The organism is Pseudomonas sp. GL_093 (genome assembly GCF_057837605.1).
On the sequence record NZ_CM174448.1, the window covers coordinates 1,720,190 to 1,742,951 of the forward strand.

The 22,762-nt window shown below is 56.5% G+C and carries 12 protein-coding genes and 1 pseudogene; 8 read left to right on the forward strand and 5 right to left on the reverse strand.

Translation table 11 applies throughout. The features are described 5' to 3' along the window. Nucleotides 1-13 precede the first annotated feature (13 nt). On the forward strand, nucleotides 14-8,971 hold the full coding sequence (locus tag AC3IUE_RS07780) for a two-partner secretion domain-containing protein (RefSeq protein ID WP_489266574.1): 8,958 nt from the start codon (nucleotides 14-16) through the stop codon (nucleotides 8,969-8,971). Beyond that, the gene (locus AC3IUE_RS07785) at nucleotides 8,968-9,819 is read left to right on the forward strand and encodes a PoNe immunity protein domain-containing protein (RefSeq protein WP_218536434.1); all 852 of its coding nucleotides are present in this window, start codon (nucleotides 8,968-8,970) and stop codon (nucleotides 9,817-9,819) included. Before AC3IUE_RS07780 ends, AC3IUE_RS07785 begins: the two co-directional genes overlap by 4 nt. Nucleotides 9,820-9,942: 123 nt before the next feature. Here AC3IUE_RS07785 and AC3IUE_RS07790 read toward each other — a convergent pair whose 3' ends face one another. Continuing rightward, nucleotides 9,943-10,215 (reverse strand): hypothetical protein, encoded by a 273-nt coding sequence (locus tag AC3IUE_RS07790; protein ID WP_489266577.1) that lies wholly within the window; start codon nucleotides 10,213-10,215, stop codon nucleotides 9,943-9,945. A 367-nt stretch (nucleotides 10,216-10,582) separates the two neighbouring features. On the opposite strand from AC3IUE_RS07790, the pseudogene AC3IUE_RS07795 reads away from it, so the two are divergent. The 3 genes and pseudogenes from AC3IUE_RS07795 to AC3IUE_RS07805 all read left to right on the forward strand — a co-directional run. Then, a pseudogene (locus tag AC3IUE_RS07795) lies at nucleotides 10,583-16,024 on the forward strand (hemagglutinin repeat-containing protein); the annotation flags it as partial. After that, nucleotides 16,021-16,275 (forward strand): hypothetical protein, encoded by a 255-nt coding sequence (locus AC3IUE_RS07800; RefSeq protein WP_489266579.1) that lies wholly within the window; start codon nucleotides 16,021-16,023, stop codon nucleotides 16,273-16,275. The pseudogene AC3IUE_RS07795 and the gene AC3IUE_RS07800, both read left to right, overlap by 4 nt. A 120-nt stretch (nucleotides 16,276-16,395) precedes the next feature. Further along, complete coding sequence (locus AC3IUE_RS07805) at nucleotides 16,396-16,731, forward strand: hypothetical protein (protein ID WP_489266581.1); 336 nt, start codon at nucleotides 16,396-16,398, stop codon at nucleotides 16,729-16,731. A gap of 63 nt (nucleotides 16,732-16,794) precedes the next feature. Here the strand turns inward: AC3IUE_RS07805 and AC3IUE_RS07810 are convergent, their stop codons facing one another. Continuing rightward, on the reverse strand, nucleotides 16,795-18,180 hold the full coding sequence (locus AC3IUE_RS07810) for an IS4 family transposase (RefSeq protein WP_489266583.1): 1,386 nt from the start codon (nucleotides 18,178-18,180) through the stop codon (nucleotides 16,795-16,797). A 121-nt stretch (nucleotides 18,181-18,301) separates the two neighbouring features. Between AC3IUE_RS07810 and AC3IUE_RS07815 the strand changes: the two genes are divergently transcribed. Together AC3IUE_RS07815 and AC3IUE_RS07820 are read left to right on the forward strand one after the other, a co-directional pair. After that, nucleotides 18,302-18,451, forward strand: a complete 150-nt coding sequence (locus AC3IUE_RS07815) for a DUF6911 family protein (RefSeq protein ID WP_489268765.1) — start codon at nucleotides 18,302-18,304, stop codon at nucleotides 18,449-18,451. Between the two features lie 228 nt (nucleotides 18,452-18,679). Next, entirely contained in the window at nucleotides 18,680-19,261 is a 582-nt protein-coding gene (locus tag AC3IUE_RS07820; RefSeq protein ID WP_489266585.1) for a hypothetical protein, read from the forward strand. Between the two features lie 397 nt (nucleotides 19,262-19,658). On the opposite strand, the gene AC3IUE_RS07825 is transcribed toward AC3IUE_RS07820, so the two are convergent. Together AC3IUE_RS07825 and AC3IUE_RS07830 are read right to left on the reverse strand one after the other, a co-directional pair. Next, on the reverse strand, nucleotides 19,659-19,931 hold the full coding sequence (locus AC3IUE_RS07825) for a hypothetical protein (RefSeq protein WP_489266587.1): 273 nt from the start codon (nucleotides 19,929-19,931) through the stop codon (nucleotides 19,659-19,661). Between the two features lie 478 nt (nucleotides 19,932-20,409). Further along, a complete protein-coding gene (locus AC3IUE_RS07830; RefSeq protein WP_489266589.1) occupies nucleotides 20,410-21,144 on the reverse strand; it encodes a DUF899 domain-containing protein in 735 nt (244 codons plus the stop codon). A 177-nt stretch (nucleotides 21,145-21,321) separates the two neighbouring features. Between AC3IUE_RS07830 and AC3IUE_RS07835 the strand changes: the two genes are divergently transcribed. After that, nucleotides 21,322-21,714, forward strand: a complete 393-nt coding sequence (locus tag AC3IUE_RS07835) for a transcriptional regulator (protein ID WP_489266591.1) — start codon at nucleotides 21,322-21,324, stop codon at nucleotides 21,712-21,714. A gap of 125 nt (nucleotides 21,715-21,839) precedes the next feature. On the opposite strand, the gene AC3IUE_RS07840 is transcribed toward AC3IUE_RS07835, so the two are convergent. Beyond that, nucleotides 21,840-22,709, reverse strand: coding sequence for a DUF6279 family lipoprotein (locus AC3IUE_RS07840; protein ID WP_056742681.1), 870 nt, complete (start codon nucleotides 22,707-22,709; stop codon nucleotides 21,840-21,842). Nucleotides 22,710-22,762: the final 53 nt, after the last annotated feature.

Genomic DNA, 22,762 nt, shown 5'->3' on the forward strand with positions numbered 1-22,762 from the left:
ACGAGATCCGATCATGGACGTTCGCCAACTGGCCTTTTTGGCCGGCCAACCCGTTGCTGCCGTAAAAAACCGTGAACACTTCTGGGGCATGCCCAAGCGCGGGTTGGCGTTCCTGTTGGCCAACGTCATGTTCTGGCAACCGATATGGGCCCAGGCCGAAGGCATCGTCGTCAGCACGCCGGGCACCACGCTGGATCACGCCGGCAATGGCGTGCAGGTCATCAACATTGCCACCCCTAATGGCAGTGGTCTATCGCATAACCAGTTCCACGATTACAACGTCAGCGCCCAGGGGTTGATCCTCAACAACGGTTCGGCCCAGACAACGGCGACGCAATTGGGCGGGATCATCATTGGCAACCCGCATCTGAAAAAAAGCGGTGCGGCGCAGGCGATACTCAACGAGGTCATCGGCGGCAGCCCCAGCCAATTGCGCGGTTACACCGAAGTGGCGGGGCAGTCGGCGCGTGTGATCGTCGCCAACCCGTATGGCATCAGTTGCAACGGGTGCGGTTTCATCAACACGCCGCGCGTGACCCTGACCACCGGCAAGCCAGTGCTCGATGGCGGCGGTCGTCTGGATCGTTTTCAGGTCGATCAGGGCAGTGTCTCTATCGAGGGGACGGGCCTTGATGCCAGCCGTGTCGACAGCTTCGAAATCATCACCCGCAGCGCGAAAATCAACGCGGAAATCCACGCGAAAAACCTGACCCTCGTTGCCGGTCGCAACGACGTCAACGCCGACAATCTCAACGCCACTGCCCGCGCCGATGACGGCAGCGCCAAGCCGCAATTGGCTATCGACTCCTCGGCCCTGGGCGGCATGTATGCCGGGGCGATCAAACTGGTGGGCACCGAGCAGGGCGTCGGCGTGAAGCTGGCGGCGGAACTGGCGGCCAGCGCCGGGGATATTCAGATCGACGTCAACGGCCACCTGAGCATGGCCAAAGCCACCGCCAGCAATGTCGTCGACATCAAAGCCAGAAGCCTCGATGCCCAAGGACCGGTGTACGCCGGAACGCAATTGGCCGTGCAGACCGCCGAAGACCTGGTCAACCATCAAAGCCTCGCCGCCCGGGACACAGTGCGTCTGAGTAGCGGCGGCAAACTGACCAACCTCGGTGTCATCGAAGCCGGGGTCAATGCCGACAATAGCCGCAACGCCAGCGGTGATCTTGCCCTCAACAGTCAGGCCTTGAGCAACAGCGGCAGCGTGTTGGCCAGTCGCTCCTTGAACGCGCAGACCGGTGGTTCGCTCGATAATCAGAACGGCATCATTCAGGGACGCAACGTCACACTCAACGCCGCTCGATTGCTCAATCAGGGGCTCAATGCGCGGATCTTCGGCGAAGCCAGTCTGGCGTTCAGCGCCCCGGCCATTGTCAACCTCAACGGTCTGATCCGCTTCGCCGATGGCCAGGCCGCGACCCTGACCCTCGACAGCCTGGACAACCGCCAGGGTCGTATCGAAATCGCCGGCGGCAGCCTGACGCTCAAAGCCCGGGAGTTGAAGAACGGCGACGGCAAAATGATTGCCGGACGTCTGGACCTCGACACCCGTCAACTCGACAACACCAACGGTTTGATCGCGGCTAATCAGACCAACGCCAAAGTCACCGCCAGCGAGCGCCTGGACAACGGCAAAGGCAAAATTCAAGCGCAGACAGCCTTGTCGTTGACCAGCGGCGAACTGCTCAACCAGGGCGGCACGCTGGTCGCCGATGAAGTGACCGTCAACGCCACTCGCCTGGATAACAGCCAAAAAGGTGTGATCAGCGCCGAGGGCGGTGCGCTGAACCTGACCCTCGACGAAGACTTCAATAACCACGACGGCAAGGTGCAGGCCTCGACCCGACTGATCGTCAATGCCCAGAGCATCAACAACCGCAACGCCAGCCTGACGGGCAAAACCCTCGAGCTGACCAGTCGCGGCAAACTCGACAACACGCAAGGCACGATCTCCTCCGACGACAGCGTTCTGGGTACCGAAGACCTGGACAACACTCAAGGCCTGATTCAGGGCAGCACGGGCCTCAAACTCGTTGGCCGTGACCTGGATAACACCGAGGGCAAGCTGCTGGGCGGCACCCTCGACGTGACACTCGACCGTCTCACGCAGAACACCAACGGCACCTTGAGCGCCCAGTCCGGCAAGCTCACGCTGACCGTCACTCAACACCTGAACAATGCCCTGGGTCGTTTACAGGCCACCCAGGGGGACGTGGACATTCAGGCCGCGAGCCTGGACAACCGCCAAGGTGTCGTGGCCGGTCAGCAATTGTTGCTGGTAGCCGAAGGCGGGCGCATCGATAACCGTGGCGGGCGGATCATGGGTGATCACCTGGACCTGCAAGCCGCCAGCCTCGACAACAGCGATAACGGCTTGTTGGCGGCGGGCGTTGACGGCGCGCGGTTGATCCTCAAACAGACGGCCCCCGGTCAGTCACAGTTGCTCAACCTCAAGGGCCGGATTCAAAGCGAAGCCGGTCTGCATATCGAGAGCGACACGGTCGACAACAGTGCCGGTGTCCTGCTCGGTAAAACCGTCGACGTCACCGCGAAGCAACTGAGCAACAACGACAAAGGCGGCATCGTCAGCAGTGATGGCACCCTCGAACTGAAAGTCGCCGGTGTTTTCAGCAACGCCACCGGCGTGGTCGACGCCGGCGATCAGCGCCTGCTGCTCAAACAGCTCACCCAACTGGACAACCGTGGCGGTACCTTGCGCGGCAAGCGCCTGGACGTCAGCAGCACGGCCGTCGACAACCGCAACGAAGGCCGGATTATCGCGGGCAGCGATGGCCTGAAAATCGTCGGCACGAGCCTGCAAAACCAGCAAGGTGTGATCCTCGCCAATGGCAGCCACGGGGAACTGGCGCTGGGCCAGGGCAGCCTGCAAAACCAGGGTGGGACCCTTCAGGCCGACAGTCTGGAGATCACCGCCGGCGACCTCGACAACAGCACCGTCAACGGCAAGGCCGGGCTGATATCCAGTCTGTTGGGGGACCTGGAGTTGACGGTCACTCGCCTGACCAACCGCGCTGGCAAGTTGTTCGCCAAAGACCAGGTCATCTTCGATGGCTCAAGCCTGGACAACGCTGGCGGTGAAATCAGCGGCACGCGACTGGGGCTCGAAGCCGTCAGCCAGATTCTCAACCAGGGCGGTTTGATCGAGTCAGCCACCGGCCTGAACCTCATCAGCGGCCAGTTGAATAACAGCGCCGGCGGCCAGGTCCGAGCGCTCGGGGGCGCGTCCAGTCAGATCAAACTGACCGGCAACCTGAACAACCAGAACGGCATCATCGAGATCGGCAGCCAGAACCTGGCTCTCAGCGGCATTCAGCTCAATAACCTCAGTGGCAACGTACGTCACGCGGCACAAGGTCTGTTCGACCTCGACCTGAATAACCTGACCGGCAGCCAGGGTAGCCTCACCGGTCTGGGCAACGGCAGTTGGGACATTGGCGCCGTCAATGGGGTGGGCACATGGCAGCTCAACGGCGGCCTGACCTACACCAGCGCGCAAGACCTGACCCTCAATGTTGGTGACCGTATCGCCAGCGCATCGGCGCTGAGCCTGAATGTCGCCAACCTGAACAACGCCGGTGAACTGCTCAGCGACGGCAACCTGTCGCTGGCGCTGGGTGGCAATCTGCTCAACAGTGGCCGAATCTCGGCCAAGCAAAAGCTGACCATTGGCGCCAACGACCTGATCCAGCGTGACGGGCGTCTGGTCAGTGGCGGCGACACCGAACTGACCTTGCGCGGCACCCTCGACAACCTCGGCCGCCTGATCGCCAATCAGAACCTGACAGTGACGGCGGCCAGGATCGATAACAAAGGCACCCTTGGCGCCCAAGGCAAGGTCACCTTCAACGCGGCCAACGGCATCAGTAATGGCGCCGATACCCTGTTGTTCAGCGGTGGTGCGATGGCGTTGCACGGCAACAGCCTGAGCAACTATTACGGCGATATCTACAGCCGCGGCAACCTGACCTTCAGTGCCTTGAATGGCGGCCGTGCGGCCTCGTTCAGCAACCTGTCGGCCACTATCGAAAGCGAAGGCGACATCGACATTAATGTCGCGTCGCTGGTGAACGCCAAATCCGAATTCGAACTGACGTCCGGGCAATCTTCCGGCAGCCTGGATTGGGAGTGCGGCCAGCACTGTGGGGGTGGCGACGGCTGGAAACGCGGCAAAATCACCATCATCACCCAGTTCAACGACACCGTACTCAAGGACTCTCGTGCTTCACGGTTGGTAGCTGGCAAAAACTTCACCGTCCAGGCCAATCAGGTCGAAAACCGTTACAGCCTGATGGCGGCCAACGGCAACCTCGACCTGACTGCCGACAGCCTGCTCAACCAGGGTGCCGCGTCGCGCTCGGGCCGCCGCGTATTGATCATCGGTACCCCCGGCCGTATCGACAACAGCCTCTGGGACAAGATGGAGTACGTCGACGTTCCGGCATTCAACGCGGCGACCGCGGCAGGCAATTTCGATGAAGTGCGTTTCAAGGAACTCAGCGACCGTTCAAGCGACGATCGATTCGCCGTGCAGAGCGACGTCACCACCTGGAATGAAAACGGCAACACCGTTTACGCCGCCGTGCTGCAAGCCGGTGGCAACGTCAGACTGAACGTCACCAACAACATCCAGAACGGCACGCTTTACGACAACACCTACGGTCAACTGACCGGTTCGCTGAGCAGCGAGCAGACCGCCTCGGTTGGCGGTATCAACATCAACCTGGGCAAACGCAGCACCGATGCCAGCGCCCAAGTGCCCAAGGACGTCACGCGCATCGAACGCGTGGATGCCGAAGGTGTGAAGCAAGTCAGCTTCGTCCCGGTGGACTTCCGTGGCGTGCCGTTTGCCGCCGTGGACCCGACGGCGTCTTCGACCTTCCGACTGCCCAAAGGGCCGTACGGGATGTTCGTGCAGAGTCGCAATCCGCAAAGCCGTTACCTGATCGAAACCAACCCGGAGCTGACGCAGTCCGCGCCGTTCATGAGTTCGGATTACCTGCTGGGCAAGCTCAACTTCAGCGCCGATGACGCCGCGCGCCGTCTCGGTGACGGTCGTTATGAATCCCGTTTGATCAGCGATGCGGTGCTGGCCCAGACCGGCCAACGCTTTCTCGCCAACGGCCTGAACGACGATAACGAGCAATTCCGTTATCTGATGGATAACGCCCTCACCAGCAAAACCGCGTTGAACCTGGCCGTGGGCGTGAGGCTGACGTCCGAGCAGGTCGCGGCCCTGACCCATGACATCGTGTGGATGGAAGAGCGCATCGTCGATGGCCAGAAAGTGCTGGTGCCGGTGCTGTATCTGGCGCAAGCCGAATCGCGCAACGTGCGCGGCGGCAGTCTGATTCAGGGCCGCGACCTGACCCTGATCGCCGGCAACGACCTGGTCAACGTCGGCACCCTGCGCGGCACCCACGACCTGTCCGCTGACGTCAAAGGCAGCCTCTATCAGGGCGGTCTGGTCGAAGCCAACGAACGCCTGAGCCTCATGGCCACGGACAGCATCCGCAACGCCCTGGCCGGCGAAATTCGCGGCAACCAGGTCAGCCTCGCCACCCTCCGGGGCGACATCGTCAACGACCGCACCGCCATCGCCGTGGGCGAAGGCTCCGGCATGCGCACCCTGGTCGACGACGGCGCCAGCATCAGCGCCCGCGACACGCTGACCATCAAATCCGCCCGCGACCTGACCAACTCAGCGGCCATCAGCAGCGGCGGCAACGCCAGCCTGAGCGCCACCCGCGACCTCAACCTGCTGGCCACGCGCAACGAAAGCGAAATCCACGACCTGGAAGACGGCGGCCATCGTTCCACCATCACCACCACCGTGGAAAACCTGGCGTCCAGCGTCACCGCCGGCGGCAACCTGAGCCTCAACGCCGGGCGCGACCTCAACGTCATCGCCAGCACCGCCAAGGCCTCAGGCAACCTCACCGCCGACGCCGGGCGCGACCTCACCCTGGCCTCGGCCGGCGACGAACACAACGTCGAAACCCACAGCAAGGACGGCAAAAAACGCGTTCACGAAGAGGACAACCACACCGTTCAGAAAGCGGCTGAGTTCAGTGCTGGCGGCAATGTGGTGACCAGCTCAGGACGCGATACCACACTGATCGCGAGCAAGATCAGCGCGGGGAATGAGGCGTATGTGTACGCGGGTAATGACCTGAACCTGCTAGCGGCGCAGAACAAGGATTACACGCTGTATGACATGAAGGAGAAGGGTGGTTGGGGTGCCGAGAAAACCCAGCGTGATGAAGTCACGCAGATCACTCATGTGGGCAGCGAGATCAAGACCGGTGGCAACCTGACGCTGGTCAGCGAGGGTGATCAGCGCTATCAGGTGGCGAAGCTGGAGAGTGGCAAGGACATCACGCTGGACAGTGGTGGCAGCATCACCTTCGAAGCGGTGAAGGACTCGCACCAAGAGAGCCACGACAAGAGCAGCAATAGCTGGGCGTGGACCACTATGGAGAACAAAGGCCAGGTTGATGAAACGCTGCGGCAAAGCCAGCTGATTGCTAAAGGCCAGACGCTCATCAAAGCGGTTGATGGGTTACACATCGATATCAAAGACATCAACCAACAAAGCGTGAGCCAGGCGATCGATGCCATGGTGCAAGCTGACCCGAGCATGGCCTGGCTCAAGGACGCTGAAGCTCGGGGCGACGTGGATTGGCGCCGGGTTAAAGAGCTGCACGACAGCTGGGATGAAAGCCATTCCGGGCTGGGTGGTCCGGCGATGATCATTATTATCATCATCGTCACCTACTTCACGGCCGGTGCAGCCTCCGGTTTCGTGGCTTCTGCCGCAAACGCAGGGGCGAGCAGCGCATTCGCAGCCGGTGCTGCAGCGACCGCAGCGACCGCAACGACCGCAGCGACGGAAGCTGTCGTCGCTGGTTGGGCGAACGCTGCCCTCACCGCCATGCTCACCTCCGCAGCCAGTACAGCCACGGTCAGTACCATCAACAATAAAGGCAATCTTGGCGCGGCTATTAAAGAAACCTTCAGCGCCGACAGCATGAAGAACTACATCGTTGCCGGGGCCGTGGCGGGTCTTACCACCGGTCTGTTCAACGATTGGACCAGCACCACCACAGAATCAGGCACCGCGTTGACTGACTCCACCAACGGGGCTTTGGCTAACACAGGCAAGGTTGTAGTTTCCAATTCCGGCGGGTTGAGCAGCCTGGAAGGTATCGCCCAGTTCACTGCGAACCAGGCTCTGCAAAACAGCACCTCTGCGCTGCTCAACAAAGCACTGGGTCGCGACGGCAGCCTTGGCGATGCCTTGCAAAGCAGTCTGGTGAATGCGTTTGCTGCCTATGGCTTCAACCTGGTGGGCGATCTCGGGAACTACTACCAACTGCCAGAAAGTGGCCTCGCCAAAATCGGCTTGCACGCAGTGATGGGGGGCTTGGCGTCGCTCGCTGCTGGCGGTGATTTCAAAACGGGTGCTTTGGCGGCAGGGGTTAACGAAGCCCTGGTCGACAGTTTGGCCTCGGTGTATGCCGGGATGCCGAAAGCGGATAGGGATCGACTGTTGGCCATGAACTCGCAACTGATAGGAGTGCTGGCGACTGCTGTTCAAGACCCTGATGCGGATTCCGGCAAGCTGCAACTCGGGTCTTGGGTCGCGCAGAATGGGACGCTGTACAACCGTCAGCTTCATGCCGACGAGCAAGATTGGATCAAGGGGCATGCCAAAGAGTTTGCCGAGAAAAATGGCATCAGTGAAGACGAAGCCATGAAACGCTTGAGCCAGCAAGCGCTCAAGGATGTCGACTTCCTGTGGCGATCCATCCTGACTGATGGCGACGATAGTGCAGCGCAAACCTTCTTGAGCAATTCCGGGCAGACATTCACCAATGACCTCGGCGGACAACAAGCGCTGTTCACCGCAAAAGGGCAACAGCTGTTCCGGCCAGAAATGTTTGCGGATACAGCTGATCCGAAGTTCTATCAGCAGTTCGTTCAAAGCGGCGTAAACCGTGACCTGAGCGCAGGTTTGCTCAAAGAACTGAAGGATTCTGGCGTTGAGATAAAAAATGGTGCTGTAGATCTCGCAAAGCTGGCCACCGAGCACCCCGATGTTGTACTGAATGGGTTGTGGGAGGGCGCCAAGGCGCTGCCCCAAAGCGTGGTGGACGGATTTGTAGAGAGTGGTCACGCGATTGGAGAAGGAACCGCCGTTAGCCTCAATGACGACCTTACCAACAAGCTGAACACCATCTACGGGCAGGATGTACATACCGCTCAAACCACGTTGTTGGCCATTCGAACGCTCCTCGCCGTCTCTGGCGCGGGGAGCGCAGCGAAAGTTGGGGGCAAGCTTTCGGAAAAGGCCGCCGAGGCTATCGGTAAAAAACTGGATGAGGTGATAGACCGCCTGGCGGAGCAGGCCTTCATAAAAAGTGGAGGCATTGTTGATAGTAAAGGCAACGCGCTGATCGATCTGAAATACCTCAGCAATGATCAGAAACGAGTCATCGGTGAGGTGTTCGGTGAAGCGACGGTGCGGCAAATAGTGCCTGAAGGAGAAAAACTGGCGAGAATGCAGGGGGCGGGCGAGACGGGCATTGACGACTTGTTTCGAGTCAATCGTCCGGATGTAGATTATGTGGTTATCGAATACAAGTTTGTCGGGGACCCCAAAAAAGGTGGCAACACGAGCCTGATAAACACGAACGATGGTAAGCAGGCGAGTGAAAGCTGGACGCTGGGGGCCGGGCGGTTGGAAAAGGCAGTGGGTGTTGATTCAGCTCGTGATATCGCTACCGCCGTCAAGACAGGCCGTACTGAGACATGGGTTGTGCGGACGGGGGTGGATGGGGCAACCGAGATCCAGGTGCTCGATTCTTTAGGCAAACCAAAGCCCATTGATACGTCCAAAATATTAGCTTCAAAAACAAATCTTTCAGGAGCACAGCCATGATCCGAGACTCGATGGCGAACATAAACTACTGGCGTGAGCGAGTGGCTAAAGATTTTGCCTGGATAGAAAAAGCAGAAAAACTTCTATCTGAGCCATCACAGAATCCGGTGTACGACCCTCAATTCTCATTTGATCTTTCAAGGGATATTTTGCGTCTTATTCTCCGGCGCTATTCCCAAGGCGATTCTGTTTCTGAGATTGGTCAGTTGTTCCCCCAACTTCTCGATACCTGGGAATTGTCGAATGACCTGGCAGACGGAGTGTGTGCCGAACATAATCTGAAAACCTGTCGCGACTGGGTCTTCGATCTATCCGACCTCAACCACTATATCTGGTGTTTATGGCTTGTTGGGCTGGCGCTTGTCTTGCACATTCCTGACGATCAGTGGAACCGACTGCTGGCCCTCGTTGGTGGAGAAGGCAACGACATCTTGCTGGATCGAATAGTCGCCAGCCGCCAGCCATCACGCGTCATTGGAGATGTCCTCCTGCATGACAAACCTTATGCCCGATTGCTCAAGACCATCGATGCCCCCAAGGAACAACAGGCGATACTGCTGAAAGAGTTTGTCAATTGTTGGTACACGGAACTTAACCGGGGCGGCAAGCAACAGCCATGGTGGTACCAGTACGGCGATCCTGAAAAGCATCCGCTGGAAAAGGGCAGCTACTTTGGACGTTGGTGCATCGAAGCTGTAGCAGCAGTTGAAGCTTTTGGATTAGATGACAGCCAATGTTTGGGGCATCCACATTATCCAGGCGACTTGCTGCGCCCAAACGGCCCGAGCACACATACACCGCAGCTAGAAAAAAAGGCGCGGAGTTGGTTTGGATTTTTTGGGATTTAGCGTAGGAAAGGGGACAGATTCTGAGGGAATACCACAAATCTATCCCAACGCCTGCGCCTATTGACGTAGCTTTAGTTGAATGCGCAATGTGAAACGGGCGACCTACAGGTCGCCCATTTTCATTCACTCCGCAGTCTGAGCCCGCAACCGTCTGCCAATCACATCCATCAAATCACAACCATCGCGCAACGGTATGGCGAGCAATTTTGAGAAGTCGGACAGCACGACTGTGTCGCAGCCGATTTCTGCGCGAAAGGCGATGTTCTCCAGCACCTGAGTGACCGTGCGAATGCAGTAATCCGCCATCGCTTGCAGGACGTCGAGTGGCGCTTGGGTATCAATAAGCAGAGAAGCCGGGATCAAGTCGATTCCGGTGAGGGGCATGTATCTATCCATAGGTGAAACCTCGTTTAGTTTGCTGAGACTGCCAGCAGATCGTCGCCAAACGAAATGGGGTGGCAGCTGTACGCAGGTTGGCGAACCGGAAACGAGTAACCGGCAGACCCGAAGGTCTCCCGCGCACAACTGCCATAAAAAACAGTTTTGCGGATGCGGAGGCGCCTGCAAATAAGCAGATAGCTCTCGCACTCGTTAGTCAGGTCGCCAAACCCGGTCGCCATGTGGACGACGGGCGGACTATAAGCTTCATAGTTCCAGCGGTGCGAGGCGCCTAGTTCCGAGGTGGGTGTAGGAAATTTATTTATCCCTCACTGCCACATACATCTTCAACTCATGCCACGAATGGCCTCTTCGAAAGGCGAGTGACCTGCTGAACCAGAGCAGCACCATCGCCACCGGCGGCAATCTGACGGCTTCGCTGGTCAACCTGGCCAACAGCGGCATCGAGACTGGCGAAACCGAGACCACCCGAGTATTTCGCTCCGAACGAACCCGCAACGCAGGCGGATGGTACAACGCGGCCAGTGACTTCACCGACAAGTACTGGTACCAAAGCCCGGGCTACACCTCCAACGATTTGGGCGGTCTTGAGGCCGGAATGGCCAACTTTATCGGCATGACCGAAGCGGAGCTGCCTCAGTTCGGCACGACCACAAAAATCTCGTCAAGCGACCAAAGTTACGCCGCCGTGATCCAGGCCGCGGGCGCGGTCAACATCAACGCCCAGAACAACATCGACAACAGCGTCGTACGCGCTGGCTACACCTACGTGGGCAGTGGTCCCCGTACGGGCACCGGAGCTTCGGGCAGCCAATTCTCCACCCGCATCACCGTCAATCAACAATTGCCGCCTAACCTGGCCCAACAGCAGGTGAATCCACTGACCTTGCCCGGCTTCGCTCTGCCCACCGGGCAAAACGGCTTGTTCCGCCTGAGCGGCCAAGACAGCAGCACGCCAGTGACCAGCGCTCCGCAAAGCTGGACCATGGGCGGCGCCAGCGTCACCCCGACCCAGCGTCAACAATCGCTGCCCAGCGTCCAGCCACGTAACATTCTACTGGGCAGCAACACGCAGGCCTCCGCCAGCAGCGTTGACCTGAACCCGGCGGATCATCAGGCGTTGAACGTGGGCGTCGGCGCCAGCGCGATCGACGTCAGCGCACCGGCTGCCAATTCAACCGGCTCGACGCTGCCTGGTCGTTCCACAGCCTTTACCGTCAATCGTGTCCAAGGGTTGCCGGCCAGCAGCGGCCAGTCCAACCCCCAGAAATACCTGATCGAAACCAATCCGGTACTCACCAACCTCAAGCAGTTCATGAGCTCGGATTACCTGTTGTCGAACCTGGGTTACGACCCCGATCAAAGTGCCAAGCGCCTGGGCGATGGCCTTTATGAACAACGCCTGATCCAGCAGGCGGTAGTGGCTCGTACCGGTCAGCGCTTCATCGATGGGCAGACCAGCGACGAAGGCTTGTTCAAATATTTGATGAACAACGCCATCGCCAGCAAAACGGAGCTCAACCTGTCGCTGGGCGTCAGCCTGACCTCCGAGCAAGTCGCGGCCCTGACCCACGACATTGTCTGGATGGAAAACGCCGAAGTGAACGGCGAACAAGTGCTGGTGCCGGTGCTGTACCTGGCCAACGCCAACAATCGCCTGGCCGCCAACGGCGCCCTGATCCAGGGCAGCGACGTGACCCTGATCGCGGGCAAGGACCTGAACAACGCCGGCACCTTGCGCGCCTCCAACAACCTGTCGGCCACCGCCACCAACGATCTGGTCAACAGCGGCCTGGTAGAAGCCGGCAACCGCCTCGACCTGCAGGCCGGCAACAATATCGTCAACAAGGCCGGTGGCATCATCGCCGGCCGTGACGTCACGCTGACCGCCACCCGGGGCGACGTGATCAACGAACGCACCGTCACCACCCACGAAAGCGGCAGCGGCTATCGCAACGAGCGCACCGACTTCGTCGACAACGCCGCCCGCATCGAAGCCGGAAACGCGCTCACCCTCAACGCCGGACGCGATATCAATAACGTTGGCGGCGTGCTGAAAAGCGGTGCCGATACCACGATCACTGCCGGTCGTGACGTCAACCTCACTTCAGCCGAACAGATCGTCGGTGGGGAGTGGGGGCTGCATCGGGATCAGACCATCACCCAATATGGCTCAGACATTGATGTCGGGCAGGACCTGAAAGTCAATGCCGGTCGAGACCTCACCGTCATTGCCAGCCAGATCGACGCTAAACGCGATGTGAGCATGAGCGCCGTCGGCGACTTGACCCTGGCTTCGGCGGCGGATGAACAGCACTCGTATAGCAAGAGTAAGAAGGTTACCAGTCAGGAGGATCATGTCAGTCAGGTGTCTACGACGGTCAATGCGGGGGGCAGTATTGCCCTCAGTGCGGGCAAGGATCTGGATCTGATTGCCAGTCGGGTGAGTGCCGGGGATGAGGCCTATTTGTTTGCCGGTGATGATTTGAACCTGGCAACGGCCGCAAATACCGATTACTCCTATTACTCTAAGACCAAGAAAGGTTCTATGGGCAAAAAGAGCTCGACGATGACCGAGAGCGGAGGTGAAGAAGCGGTTTCTTCGGCCATACAGTCCAAAGGCAAAGCGACATTGGTGGCATTGAATGATGTCCATATCGAAGGATCGAAGGTCAACAGCGACGACGGCGAATTGAGGGTCATGGCGGGTAATGACGTCAATCTTACTGCGGCCCAGAACAGTGAGTTCAGCGCTTCGGCGAAATCGAAATCCGGTGGTTTCGGGTTGTCCAGCACTAGTAAGGCGAGCAGTGATTCGTCGAGCAGCACGTGGCTGACAGGTTCGACGCTCAGCGGTGACACTACTTTGATTCAGGCTGGACATGACTTGCTCATCTCTGCCAGCAATGTGGTATCAACCAATCAAACCACTTTGCAGGCTCGCAACGACGTACGTATTGAAAGTGACACGGAAACCTTCAGCGCCGATCACAGCCAATCGAAAATAAAATCTGGCTTGATGAGCTCTGGCGGTATCGGTGTCACCCTAGGCTCCTCCAAGAATACTTTCACACAATCCACACAAAGCGAGACTCAGAAAGGCAGTACGGTGGGGAGTGTACTGGGTGATGTAAATATCACCGCAGGTAAAAACCTGACGATACAGGCATCAGACGTCGTTGCAGGTGGTGACATCAATTTGGCAGCGCAGAACGTGAGCATTCTTGCCGCGCAGAATCAGAGTTCCACCCAACAAACTCAAGAGAGCAAGAAAAGTGGCTTGACACTGGCGCTGTCGGGCGTTGTGGGCGAAGCCGTCAACACGGCTTACCAAACTGCACAAGCGGCAAGGCATGAAGATGACACACGCTTGGCGGCGCTTCAGGGTGTGAAAGCAGGGCTCACGGGATATCAGGCCTATCAGGCGGCACAAGCGCTTAACTCTGGGGCGGAGGCGGGCAGTTTTGTGGGTGTCAGCCTGTCTTTGGGCAGTCAAAAGTCCAGTTCAACGCAGACTCAGGAACAAAGTGTCAGTCAAGGCAGTGGGGTGACGGCAGGCAACAATCTTCGAGTCGTTGCAACGGGTAGTGGTAAAGCCGGTTTTGAGGATGGTGATATCACCATCCAAGGCAGCAAATTGCAGGCCGGTAATGACATGGTGATTGCAGCCAACCGAGACATCAATTTACTTGCTGACTCTAATACGCAAAAAGTCGATGGCTCAAACAAGAGTGGCGGAGGTGCGGTTGGTATCAGCCTGGGTGTGGGTTCAAGCGGTGCGGGTTTGAGCATTTTTGCCAGCGGTAATAAAGGGGCTGGCAAGGAAACTGGTAACGGTACGACCTGGACTGAAACCACGCTTGATGCGGGTAATAACCTCAAGATCGGCAGCGGACGAGATACAAATCTGATCGGGGCGCAGGCCAATGCCCAGCAGGTGGTCGCCGATGTGGGGCGTAATCTGACAGTGACCAGTTTGCAGGACACGGACCGTTATGACTCCAAGCAAACCAATGTCAGCGGTGGGGCCAGCTTTACGTTCGGCTCCATGACCGCAAGCGGTTCCTTAAGCGTTAGCCAGGACAAAATAAAATCAAACTTTGACAGCGTTCAGGAACAGAGTGGCTTATTCGCCGGGAAGGGGGGCTATCAAATTAACGTCGGCGAACACACCCAGCTCAATGGCAGCGTGATCGCCAGTACATCCGCCGCAGACAAAAATACGTTGAGCACTGGGACTCTGGGATGGACCGATATCGGTAACAAGGCGGACTTCAGCAGCCAGCATCAAAGTGTCAGTGCCAGTAGCAACGGTAGTATGGGTGAGCAGTTCATAGGCAACATGGGCAGTATGCTGCTCGTGGGTGCGAACAACAGCGGCCACGATAGCAGCACTACCCATTCGGCGATTTCCGAGGGCGCGTTGGTCATTCGCGACAAGAATAGTCAGCAGCAAGATGTTTCGACACTCAGTCGGGATGTTGAAAATGCCAATAACGCACTGAGCCCAATCTTCAACAAGGAGAAAGAGCAGCAACGCCTGCAACAGGCCCAACTGATCGGTGAGATTGGAAATCAGACGATGGACATCGTCCGGACTCAAGGGATGATTGAGGCAAGCAAAGCGGCTCAGGTAGAACTGACGGACGAACAGAGAAACATGCCAGGTGCCAACCCCAATGACTCGTATGAGGATCGTCAAAAATACATAGCTGTGTTGCAGGCTACCGATGCGTACAAAAAAACGATGACCACCTACGGGACGGGCGGCAGTTTGCAGCAGGCGGCTCAGGCCGTGACAGCCGCCATTCAAGGATTAGCGGGCGGCAATATCGGGCAGGCATTGGTCGGAGCTTCCGCGCCTTATCTGGCTGAAACCATCAAACAAATGACCAAGGGCAACGAGGAAGCCCGAATTATGGCCCATGCTGTATTGGGCGCGTTAACCGCGAGTGTGCAGGGAAGCAATGCCGCTGCTGGCGCAGCGGGTGCCGCTCTTGCTGCGGGCAGTACCGAAGCCATTATGCAGGCGTTGTACGGCACCACGGACGTGAAGGCGCTGAGTGAAAGTCAAAAGCAGACCGTTTCCGCAGTCGTGACGTTGGCCAGCGGTATTTCCGGGGGGCTCATAGGAGGGAGCAGCGCCGCCGCTATTGCTGCCGCACAAGCCGGGAAAAATTCCGCCGAAAACAATGACATGTTCACCTTACCTCCCGGGTTGGTGGCCACTAGCCAAGCCGCCACATCGTATGGTGAGTATGCGGTTCTTCACGGTGCGTCAGCGGAAGAGATGGAAGCAGGATTTAAGGCCATAAGAGAGGGCGAAGGCTTTGAAGGACCAGAAGCCGCCAAAGGACTTATTCAAGCATGGACCATTATGATTGCAGGCCCCTTGAGCGTATCTGAGCTTTCGGTCGGGGCTGTTGCAATGGGCTTGAGCGCGGCTATTTCGGGTGGGGCGAACGCTAGCTACCAGCTAACAACAGGGGAACCTTTCAGCTATACCGATGCTTTCATTGCTGCGGTTGTAGGTGGGTTAACGCAGGGTAAAGGGTTCGTGGTGACACAAGGTGTTGGATTGAGCGGCTCATATGCAGGAAGTGTGATAAAAGGTGAAGATCCTACTTATTCACTACTGGGTACTGCTGTGGGGACAACTATAGGATTTAAAGGCGGGCCGATTATATCTGAACAGCTAAAACCGCTAGTGGGTGATACCGCTGCTAGTGTTTTTGGAAATATGGCAGGGGCGGGCATGTCAGAGGTTGTAGGGGATGAAGTGAAGTCATTAGGTGATAAGAAATGAAGCCGAAAAAAGTTGGGTTTTATTTGTTTTTTGTGTTGGTTGTATATGCTGTGATGCTGTTTTATGTCGTGGGGTTGTGTGGGGCAGTTATAGGGGCGACGATTAATTATTTCAAGCATGGTATCTGGACCTTTAATGGAGATGATTTTTTGGTTTCATTGAGGTTTGCTCTTGTTTACGGTGTTTGGGGGGGGGCAGGTGTTTGGATTTTTTCAAAAGTTGAAGAAGTTAAGAGAAAACGAAAAGGCTAGTGGAAGCAGATTAGAGAGGCAAATAAATAAATCTGTCCCGTTTTTTGTCGATCCACACACCCATACCTACGAGTACGGGCCTGGCCTCGGCAGTAATGGCAAGCATACGAGGGTTAATCAATGAGTGATGTCGAAGGGTTAAATGAGTTGTTATTCGCACATAATTGTGTGGATTTGATACATCTTGATTCCGAGGAAGGCATTGTAAAGTATGACCTTTTTGTAACGTTAGCTGAGTCTGAGGCGCAGGGCGCGAAAAAAATATCTGTTGTTTTTTTTGATGTTTGTGAGCTAAAAATTTTTGACTTTGGTGGTGGATTAACTCAGTTCATGGATCTGAAAGTTACACGGATTGACAATGGTCTTGATCGTATTCGCTATGAATTAAGCGATGATGAGAATGAAAAAATATACTGTAAATTTTATTCCTTCTCGTTGCTGCGCAATAATCAATAAGCGGTGATAAACGGGGACAGACCACGTTTTCCTTGGGAAAAAGGGGACGGATTTGAATGGCACTTACTTAACATGTTTAGCGTGCCCATTTTTCCTGACATCTGCCCTTGCTGACCGACGTGATTTGGTCAGCAAGGGGTAGGCTTGAGGTCTTCGTTTTATGGCTCGCGGCTCGATACGACCAGGTCGGTTTCCAACGCGCCTTTGAGCGATCAGCGTCAATAAATTTGACAGGCCATCCTCTTCTTCAGGGTTGCCATATTGCCGCAGCGCCAGCCATAGCTGAAGGCTGTGTTTGAAGCTCAGTTCGCGAGGTAAGCAGTCAGCCAATAGAGCCGATTGCGCCATGAGCATTCGGATCAGATTGTGTGCCAACAGATAGCCCCATAACTCCTTGACTGCCATGCCTGGGGTTTTGCAGCTTAACTTTCCAAGTCCCAGCGTAGCTTTGAGATTGCGCAAATCCAATTCGACATGCCATCGCCCCTTGTACAGCGATTTGAGGGCTGTTTTGGGTGTCTGCTTCGGGCAATGCAACGTGGTCACCAACGTCTTTCCGCCAGCCTTCAGCTCTCGAACTGTCAGCCTTTCAGGCGCCTGTTCGTAATGCGACTGACTCATCCAAGGCGGCCTTCTTTCGGGCTTTTTCAACTCGATCAGATGATCTTCCGAACCGAGACTTTGACCCAAGCGAAAGTCCGCGCTGCGCCGTCGAGCGCCATATTGTTCGAACACGCCATCGACACCTCTTCGTTGCAATTCGCACAGCAGGAAATAGGTAGCGTAGTAAGCGTCGCCCAACAAAATGTCGCCTGTTTTCAACGTGTCGAGCATTGATCTGAGCAGCGTCTGTTCATCGCCGCCCTTGCCTCGAAAACGCCCAAGGGCGGCGTCTAAAACGGCGCCGCTGGAGAGGCAGACGATGCCAACCACTCGACACAGCGGAAAACCAAGACCGACTTTCTGACCGCGAGACTGCGGATAGGCACCCTGATTGGCCGCGGTGTCGGGCATGCTGACCGTCGTACCGTCCACAAGGCGTACAGGCCGTCCCATCCAGCGCCACGACGAGGGTGCTTTATCACTTATCGAAGCACCGGTGTGCCTAACCAACGTGGAAACCATTTCCACAGGCAGGCGCTTTCTGGCTTTACAGTAGGCGCCCGTGCGAATGCTATTGGGCTTCATGCCGCCACAAGACCGTTTGATGGACAAGTCGTTGACGGCGTTCTGGCAGGAACGGTCGGCACTCATTGCTTGAGCCAGAAACATAGACAGCGTTTCAGTCGGGGGAAACAGACGCTCCCGATATTCTGGCAGTGCAGATTCGACGCGCTGTAACAGTTCGGGAGCAGTGAGAAGATTGAAAAAAGCATAGGCATCACAGTTCGAAGCGTGTCGATGAAAACGTTGCTGTTGATGCTGGAGAATTTGACGTCTACGATTCATTGGGGTTGTGTCCTTGGTTCGTCGGTGTGTGTTCGCAACTATCACCGTAGACCAAGACCAGCCCCTTCTTCATTTTTTGCTTTTAGCTCAAGTGGTTAGCTGCTAAGTAAGTGCCATTCAAATCTGTCCCCTTTTTTTCAAAAACGAACTCGTCAGCATTTTAGGAGAAAAGTATCCTGCTAGGGCAGTCACGCGTGATGTTGAACTTGTTTGTGCTGTTTTTATAGAGTTTGCTCGTACAGAAAATGTGTCCGCAGATATCATGGCGTAACTTACACTAAATATCGTTTGCTAGTTGGTGCAAAAAACCAACTTGGGTTGCTGCTGAAAGGAAATCGAGCTACATAAAAGAAGCAGAGGGAGAGGGAAGGGGCGAATTTATTTGAGCCAAAGCAGTAACCCCCCCCCTTTTTTTTTCCTTAAATAACTTGAGCATCCCCCCCAATCTCGTAAAATATCGCTCTTAAATTAACATAACCTTCCACAAGGACGAATTGACATGCGTGTGTTGGCTTTACTGTTGGCAATCTTATTTTTGTCGGGCTGCGCCTCGAAGCCGGATTACTACATCTCCCCCTCGCCGGTTCAGATCCCGGCGACCGCTACCTACTGGATCGATACCTTCGACGTTGAACTGATCGGCAAGAATGAGCGGTTTCTGCCGCAAGACACGTTGCGCGAGCAGCTCAGCGTTGAGCTGATCAATCAATTGTCGAGCGCTAATCGCTATGCAGCGAGCAAGGAAAGTGCCGACTACCTGCTGGATGTGAACACCGTCTACAAGCGCCGGATCGGCAACGCCAATGGCGGATTGGTGTCGGTCATCGTCGACGACAATACGATCCTTGCCAGTGTCGATTTCAGTTATCAGGTCAAGGTCAAAAAGGCCGGCGCCGAAGTCTTGCATTTCTCCCATGCTCGCGAGGGGCTGCAGCCTGGCGGTGCACTTGGCCAGCTTCGCAATATGAAGACGATGGTGGCGGCGCTGACTCACAAGGATAATTCGGACGTGGAGCCTTTCTATATCCGTACCTTGCCGAAATATATCGTGTCCGACATCAGGGATATTCCTTCGCGCTAGACATCCCACAGATGCGGCGGATCCGGTAATCGCAATAACCGGTTTTGTGGCTGCTGCGCAGTCGAGCAGGAGCAAACTCCCTCGCCACCGGTGTGGTTCAGCGGCAATTAAATAAAACTGTCCCCTTGTCCCCAAAAGGGGACAGCCATTAGCCGGTCTCAAGTCAAGGCTAATGGGTGTCCCCTTTTTTTCTTTTTTTGCTCCTTTTTTGCTCCAAAACGAAGCAAGGTGTATCTGGTTGAGTTCCAGTTTGTGGGTGAGCGTTGTGAGCAGCATGTTTACGATGTGACCCAACCTCAGCAGCGTATTCCCGTGACGAGCGTACCTTCTGTGTGAAAGGGATTTGTCTATTGCTCACAATATGAAACGGGCGACCCAACAGGTCGCCCGTTTTCATTCACTCCGTAACCTGCGCCCGCAACCGTCTGCCAATCACATCCATCAAATCACAACCGTCACGCAACGGGATGGCGAGCAATTTTGAGAAGTCGGATAGCACGACTGTGTCGCAACCGATTTCTGCGCGAAAGGCGATATTTTCCAGAACTTGGGTGACGGTGCGGATGCGGTAATCCGCCATTGCTTGCAGGACATCGAGTGGCGCTTGTGTGTCGATGAGCAGTGATGCCGGGATCAAGTCGATTCCGGTTAGGGGCATGTATCGATTCATTTGAAGATCTCTGTTTGATTGGCTAATGCCGTCACTCAGTCGTCGCCAAACGAGAGGGTGGCAGCTGTACGCAGGTTGGCGAACCGGTACAGAGAAACCGGCAGACCCGAAGATCTCCCGCGCACAGCCGCCATAAATAGCGGCTTTGCGGGTGCGTCGGCGCCTGCAATTAAGCTGATAGCCTTCGCATTCTCTGTATCAGGTCGCCAAACCTGAATCGCCATTGGGGCGACGGGCGGACTATAAGCTTCATCGTTCTAACGGTGCAAGGCGCCTGATTCCGAGGTTGTTGTAGGGCAATTGCTTGGAACAGCACGGAATCTTGTGGGAGCGAGCTTGTGCGATAGCAGTGCATCCGTCGACATCAATATTGAATGTCAGTCAGTCATCGCGGGCAAGCCCGCTCCCACAGGGGATTGGTGGTGTCCATGGATACTGTGACCAACCCGTATCAACTTGGGAGAGCTCTCTGTGGCGGTTATCCCCCATGACAGCAGTTGGATGAGGCTTTGTCTTCATACCGATCATGAAGCCTTACCCACTCCATGATTTCCTCTTCATTACGCCCCTTCGGCGTCAGGTCGAGGTAGTTATAGGCCCCGACCAACATGTCCAGACCGCGGGCATAGGTGGAATAAGTGTGAAGAATCTCTCCAGCATCGTTGCGATAAAACACGCTAAGGCCGGGGAGTTCTTCTTCCGCGCCGTCGGATTTTTCGTAGTTGTAGGTGGCTTTACCGGCGGTGACGTCATCTGCTCGGGCCGAGACGCCGAAGTCGTAATTGAAATCGCAGCCTTCTGACGACACCCAATCGAATTTCCAGCCCATGCGTCGTTTGAAGGCCTGAAATTCGGCGAGCGGTGCGTGGGAAACCGCCACCACGGCGACGTCATGATGGGCCAGGTGCTGGTTGGCGCCGTCAATGTGATCGGACAGGAACGAGCAGCCGGAACAGCCTTCGTCCCAGCCTTTGCCAAACATGAAGTGGTAGATGACTAACTGGCTACGGCTGCCGAACAGGTCGGCCAGTTTCAGTTCGCCGTTCGGGCCCTGAAAGTGGTAATCCTTGTCGATTTTCACCCAGGGCAGGGCGCGGCGTTCGGCGCTGAGTTTGTCTCGTTCTTTGGTGAAGGCTTTTTCGTGGGCCAGGTGTTGCTTACGGGCGGCGAGCCATTCTTCTCGGGAGACGACGGGATGATTCTGAATGTTCATTGGGATTCTCCTGCGGGGTGCTGGGAGGTGACTTACACAGCCTAGTCGTTTGGCCTACGTCCAATTCGACATACCGCCGGTCGGTGCTGTTCAAAACCTCGGCTGAACGGCTACGAAGCGCGCCGGTCACAACTTATGAAGGCCATCTCACTCGCGGGCACTGGAGGTTGAATCAGGATGACGACTTATAACTGGGATTTGATTGAACGCTTGTTGCATGAGGTGCAGAACAGCGCCGGCCACAGTTTCACGCCACGGCCCTACGCCGAGCAGTACGCGGCTGAAAAAGCGGCGAACGGCGAGGAGATTGAGAACCAGGATCATCTGAAAGCGGTGGCCGGAGAGTATGAAAAGTTACTGTTGGCGCGCGGTTACATTGAGCCTCGGCCTGAGGATCAAGGTGGCAACGGTTCGAACTACATTTTGACGCCTCGGGGCTCGAGTTTATTGAGCTTGATCGACAGCAGTATTCCGGGGAATGACCATCCGCGGCAGGTGTTGGATGAGCAGGAAGATGCGCTGGATGAGGTGAGGTTTGATGAGATCGCATCGAGGGCACAGATTGCCTGACGATCACCCCATAACCCATTGTGGGAGTGAGCCTGCTCGCGATTGCGGTACACCAGTAACATCATTGTTTACTGATACACCGCAATCGCGAGCAGGCTCGCTCCCACATTGGATTTGTGTTGTGCTTAGCTCTGTTTTGCTGCCTTCAGGCACTTCAAATCACTGAAATCCTTCCTCACTCCCTCGATCTTCTTCAGCAATCGCTGGCGCTGTTCCGGCGTGCTTTCGGCCATCAAGTCCACAAATAACGCCCGTGCCTGGGCTTCGGTGCTGGCGTAGGCCTGGCGATAGGCGGGCGTCCACAAACTCTCGCGATTGACCAGAAGCGTCTCGATGCGCTGTGGGAATTCTGGACTCTGGCGCTGCGCAACCGCCGCACTGAACTGCTTCTGCCAATGGACGCGATTGGCGATCCATTGCGTATTCTGGTCCCCCAAGGCGTTGGACCACGCGACAACGCGTAGCTGCTGGGTTGCGCTGAGCGGGCCGAGCCAGTCATTCAGGCGTTTTTCCATACGCTGGCTGCGCGCCTTGATCTGTTGATCGAGAGACGGTTTGACGTATTGCGCCTGGCGTTTGCGCTGGTCCTTGGCGAAGGCCTCGTTCATTTCCGCAACTTGCTGGTCATTCAGCCCTTGCAACAGCTCAATGGCTGACGGGGTAATTTCCCGTGCGGTCTGGGCGATGGCCTGCTTGGCTTCCTGGACGCGGGTTTGCAACGCAGCGTCGGTGACCTGGTTGGTCTCGACCATGACCTGCAAGCGATCCAGCCAGTCGAGGTAGCCCGGCAGTTGCGTGGTGCAGTGCCAGCTCAGGTGTTCCTTGAGGCGCTCATTGAGCCAGCCTTTCTGCTCGCCGTTCATGTCCAGGTAGTCGCTGAGCGTCCACGGAATGATCACGTCGAGGTTGCGGTAGGCCAGGCCCACGCGGCTGCACGCACCGAGGGCGAGACTGAGGGTGATAACGACGGCGAGACACTTCAACCAGCGCGACATGGGCGAATCCTTTGCGAAGGCCTGGCTTTTTTAATGGGCTTTTCTATGTGAAC

Coding starts and splice junctions, on each gene's coding strand:
- AC3IUE_RS07780 (WP_489266574.1), top strand. CDS start 14: ATGGACGTTCGCCAACTGGCCTTTTTGGCCGGCCAACCCGTTGCTGCC.
- AC3IUE_RS07785 (WP_218536434.1), top strand. CDS start 8,968: ATGATCCGAGACTCGATGGCGAACATAAACTACTGGCGTGAGCGAGTG.
- AC3IUE_RS07790 (WP_489266577.1), bottom strand. CDS start 10,215: ATGGATAGATACATGCCCCTCACCGGAATCGACTTGATCCCGGCTTCT.
- AC3IUE_RS07800 (WP_489266579.1), top strand. CDS start 16,021: ATGAAGCCGAAAAAAGTTGGGTTTTATTTGTTTTTTGTGTTGGTTGTA.
- AC3IUE_RS07805 (WP_489266581.1), top strand. CDS start 16,396: ATGAGTGATGTCGAAGGGTTAAATGAGTTGTTATTCGCACATAATTGT.
- AC3IUE_RS07810 (WP_489266583.1), bottom strand. CDS start 18,180: ATGAATCGTAGACGTCAAATTCTCCAGCATCAACAGCAACGTTTTCAT.
- AC3IUE_RS07820 (WP_489266585.1), top strand. CDS start 18,680: ATGCGTGTGTTGGCTTTACTGTTGGCAATCTTATTTTTGTCGGGCTGC.
- AC3IUE_RS07825 (WP_489266587.1), bottom strand. CDS start 19,931: ATGAATCGATACATGCCCCTAACCGGAATCGACTTGATCCCGGCATCA.
- AC3IUE_RS07830 (WP_489266589.1), bottom strand. CDS start 21,144: ATGAACATTCAGAATCATCCCGTCGTCTCCCGAGAAGAATGGCTCGCC.
- AC3IUE_RS07835 (WP_489266591.1), top strand. CDS start 21,322: ATGACGACTTATAACTGGGATTTGATTGAACGCTTGTTGCATGAGGTG.
- AC3IUE_RS07840 (WP_056742681.1), bottom strand. CDS start 22,709: ATGTCGCGCTGGTTGAAGTGTCTCGCCGTCGTTATCACCCTCAGTCTC.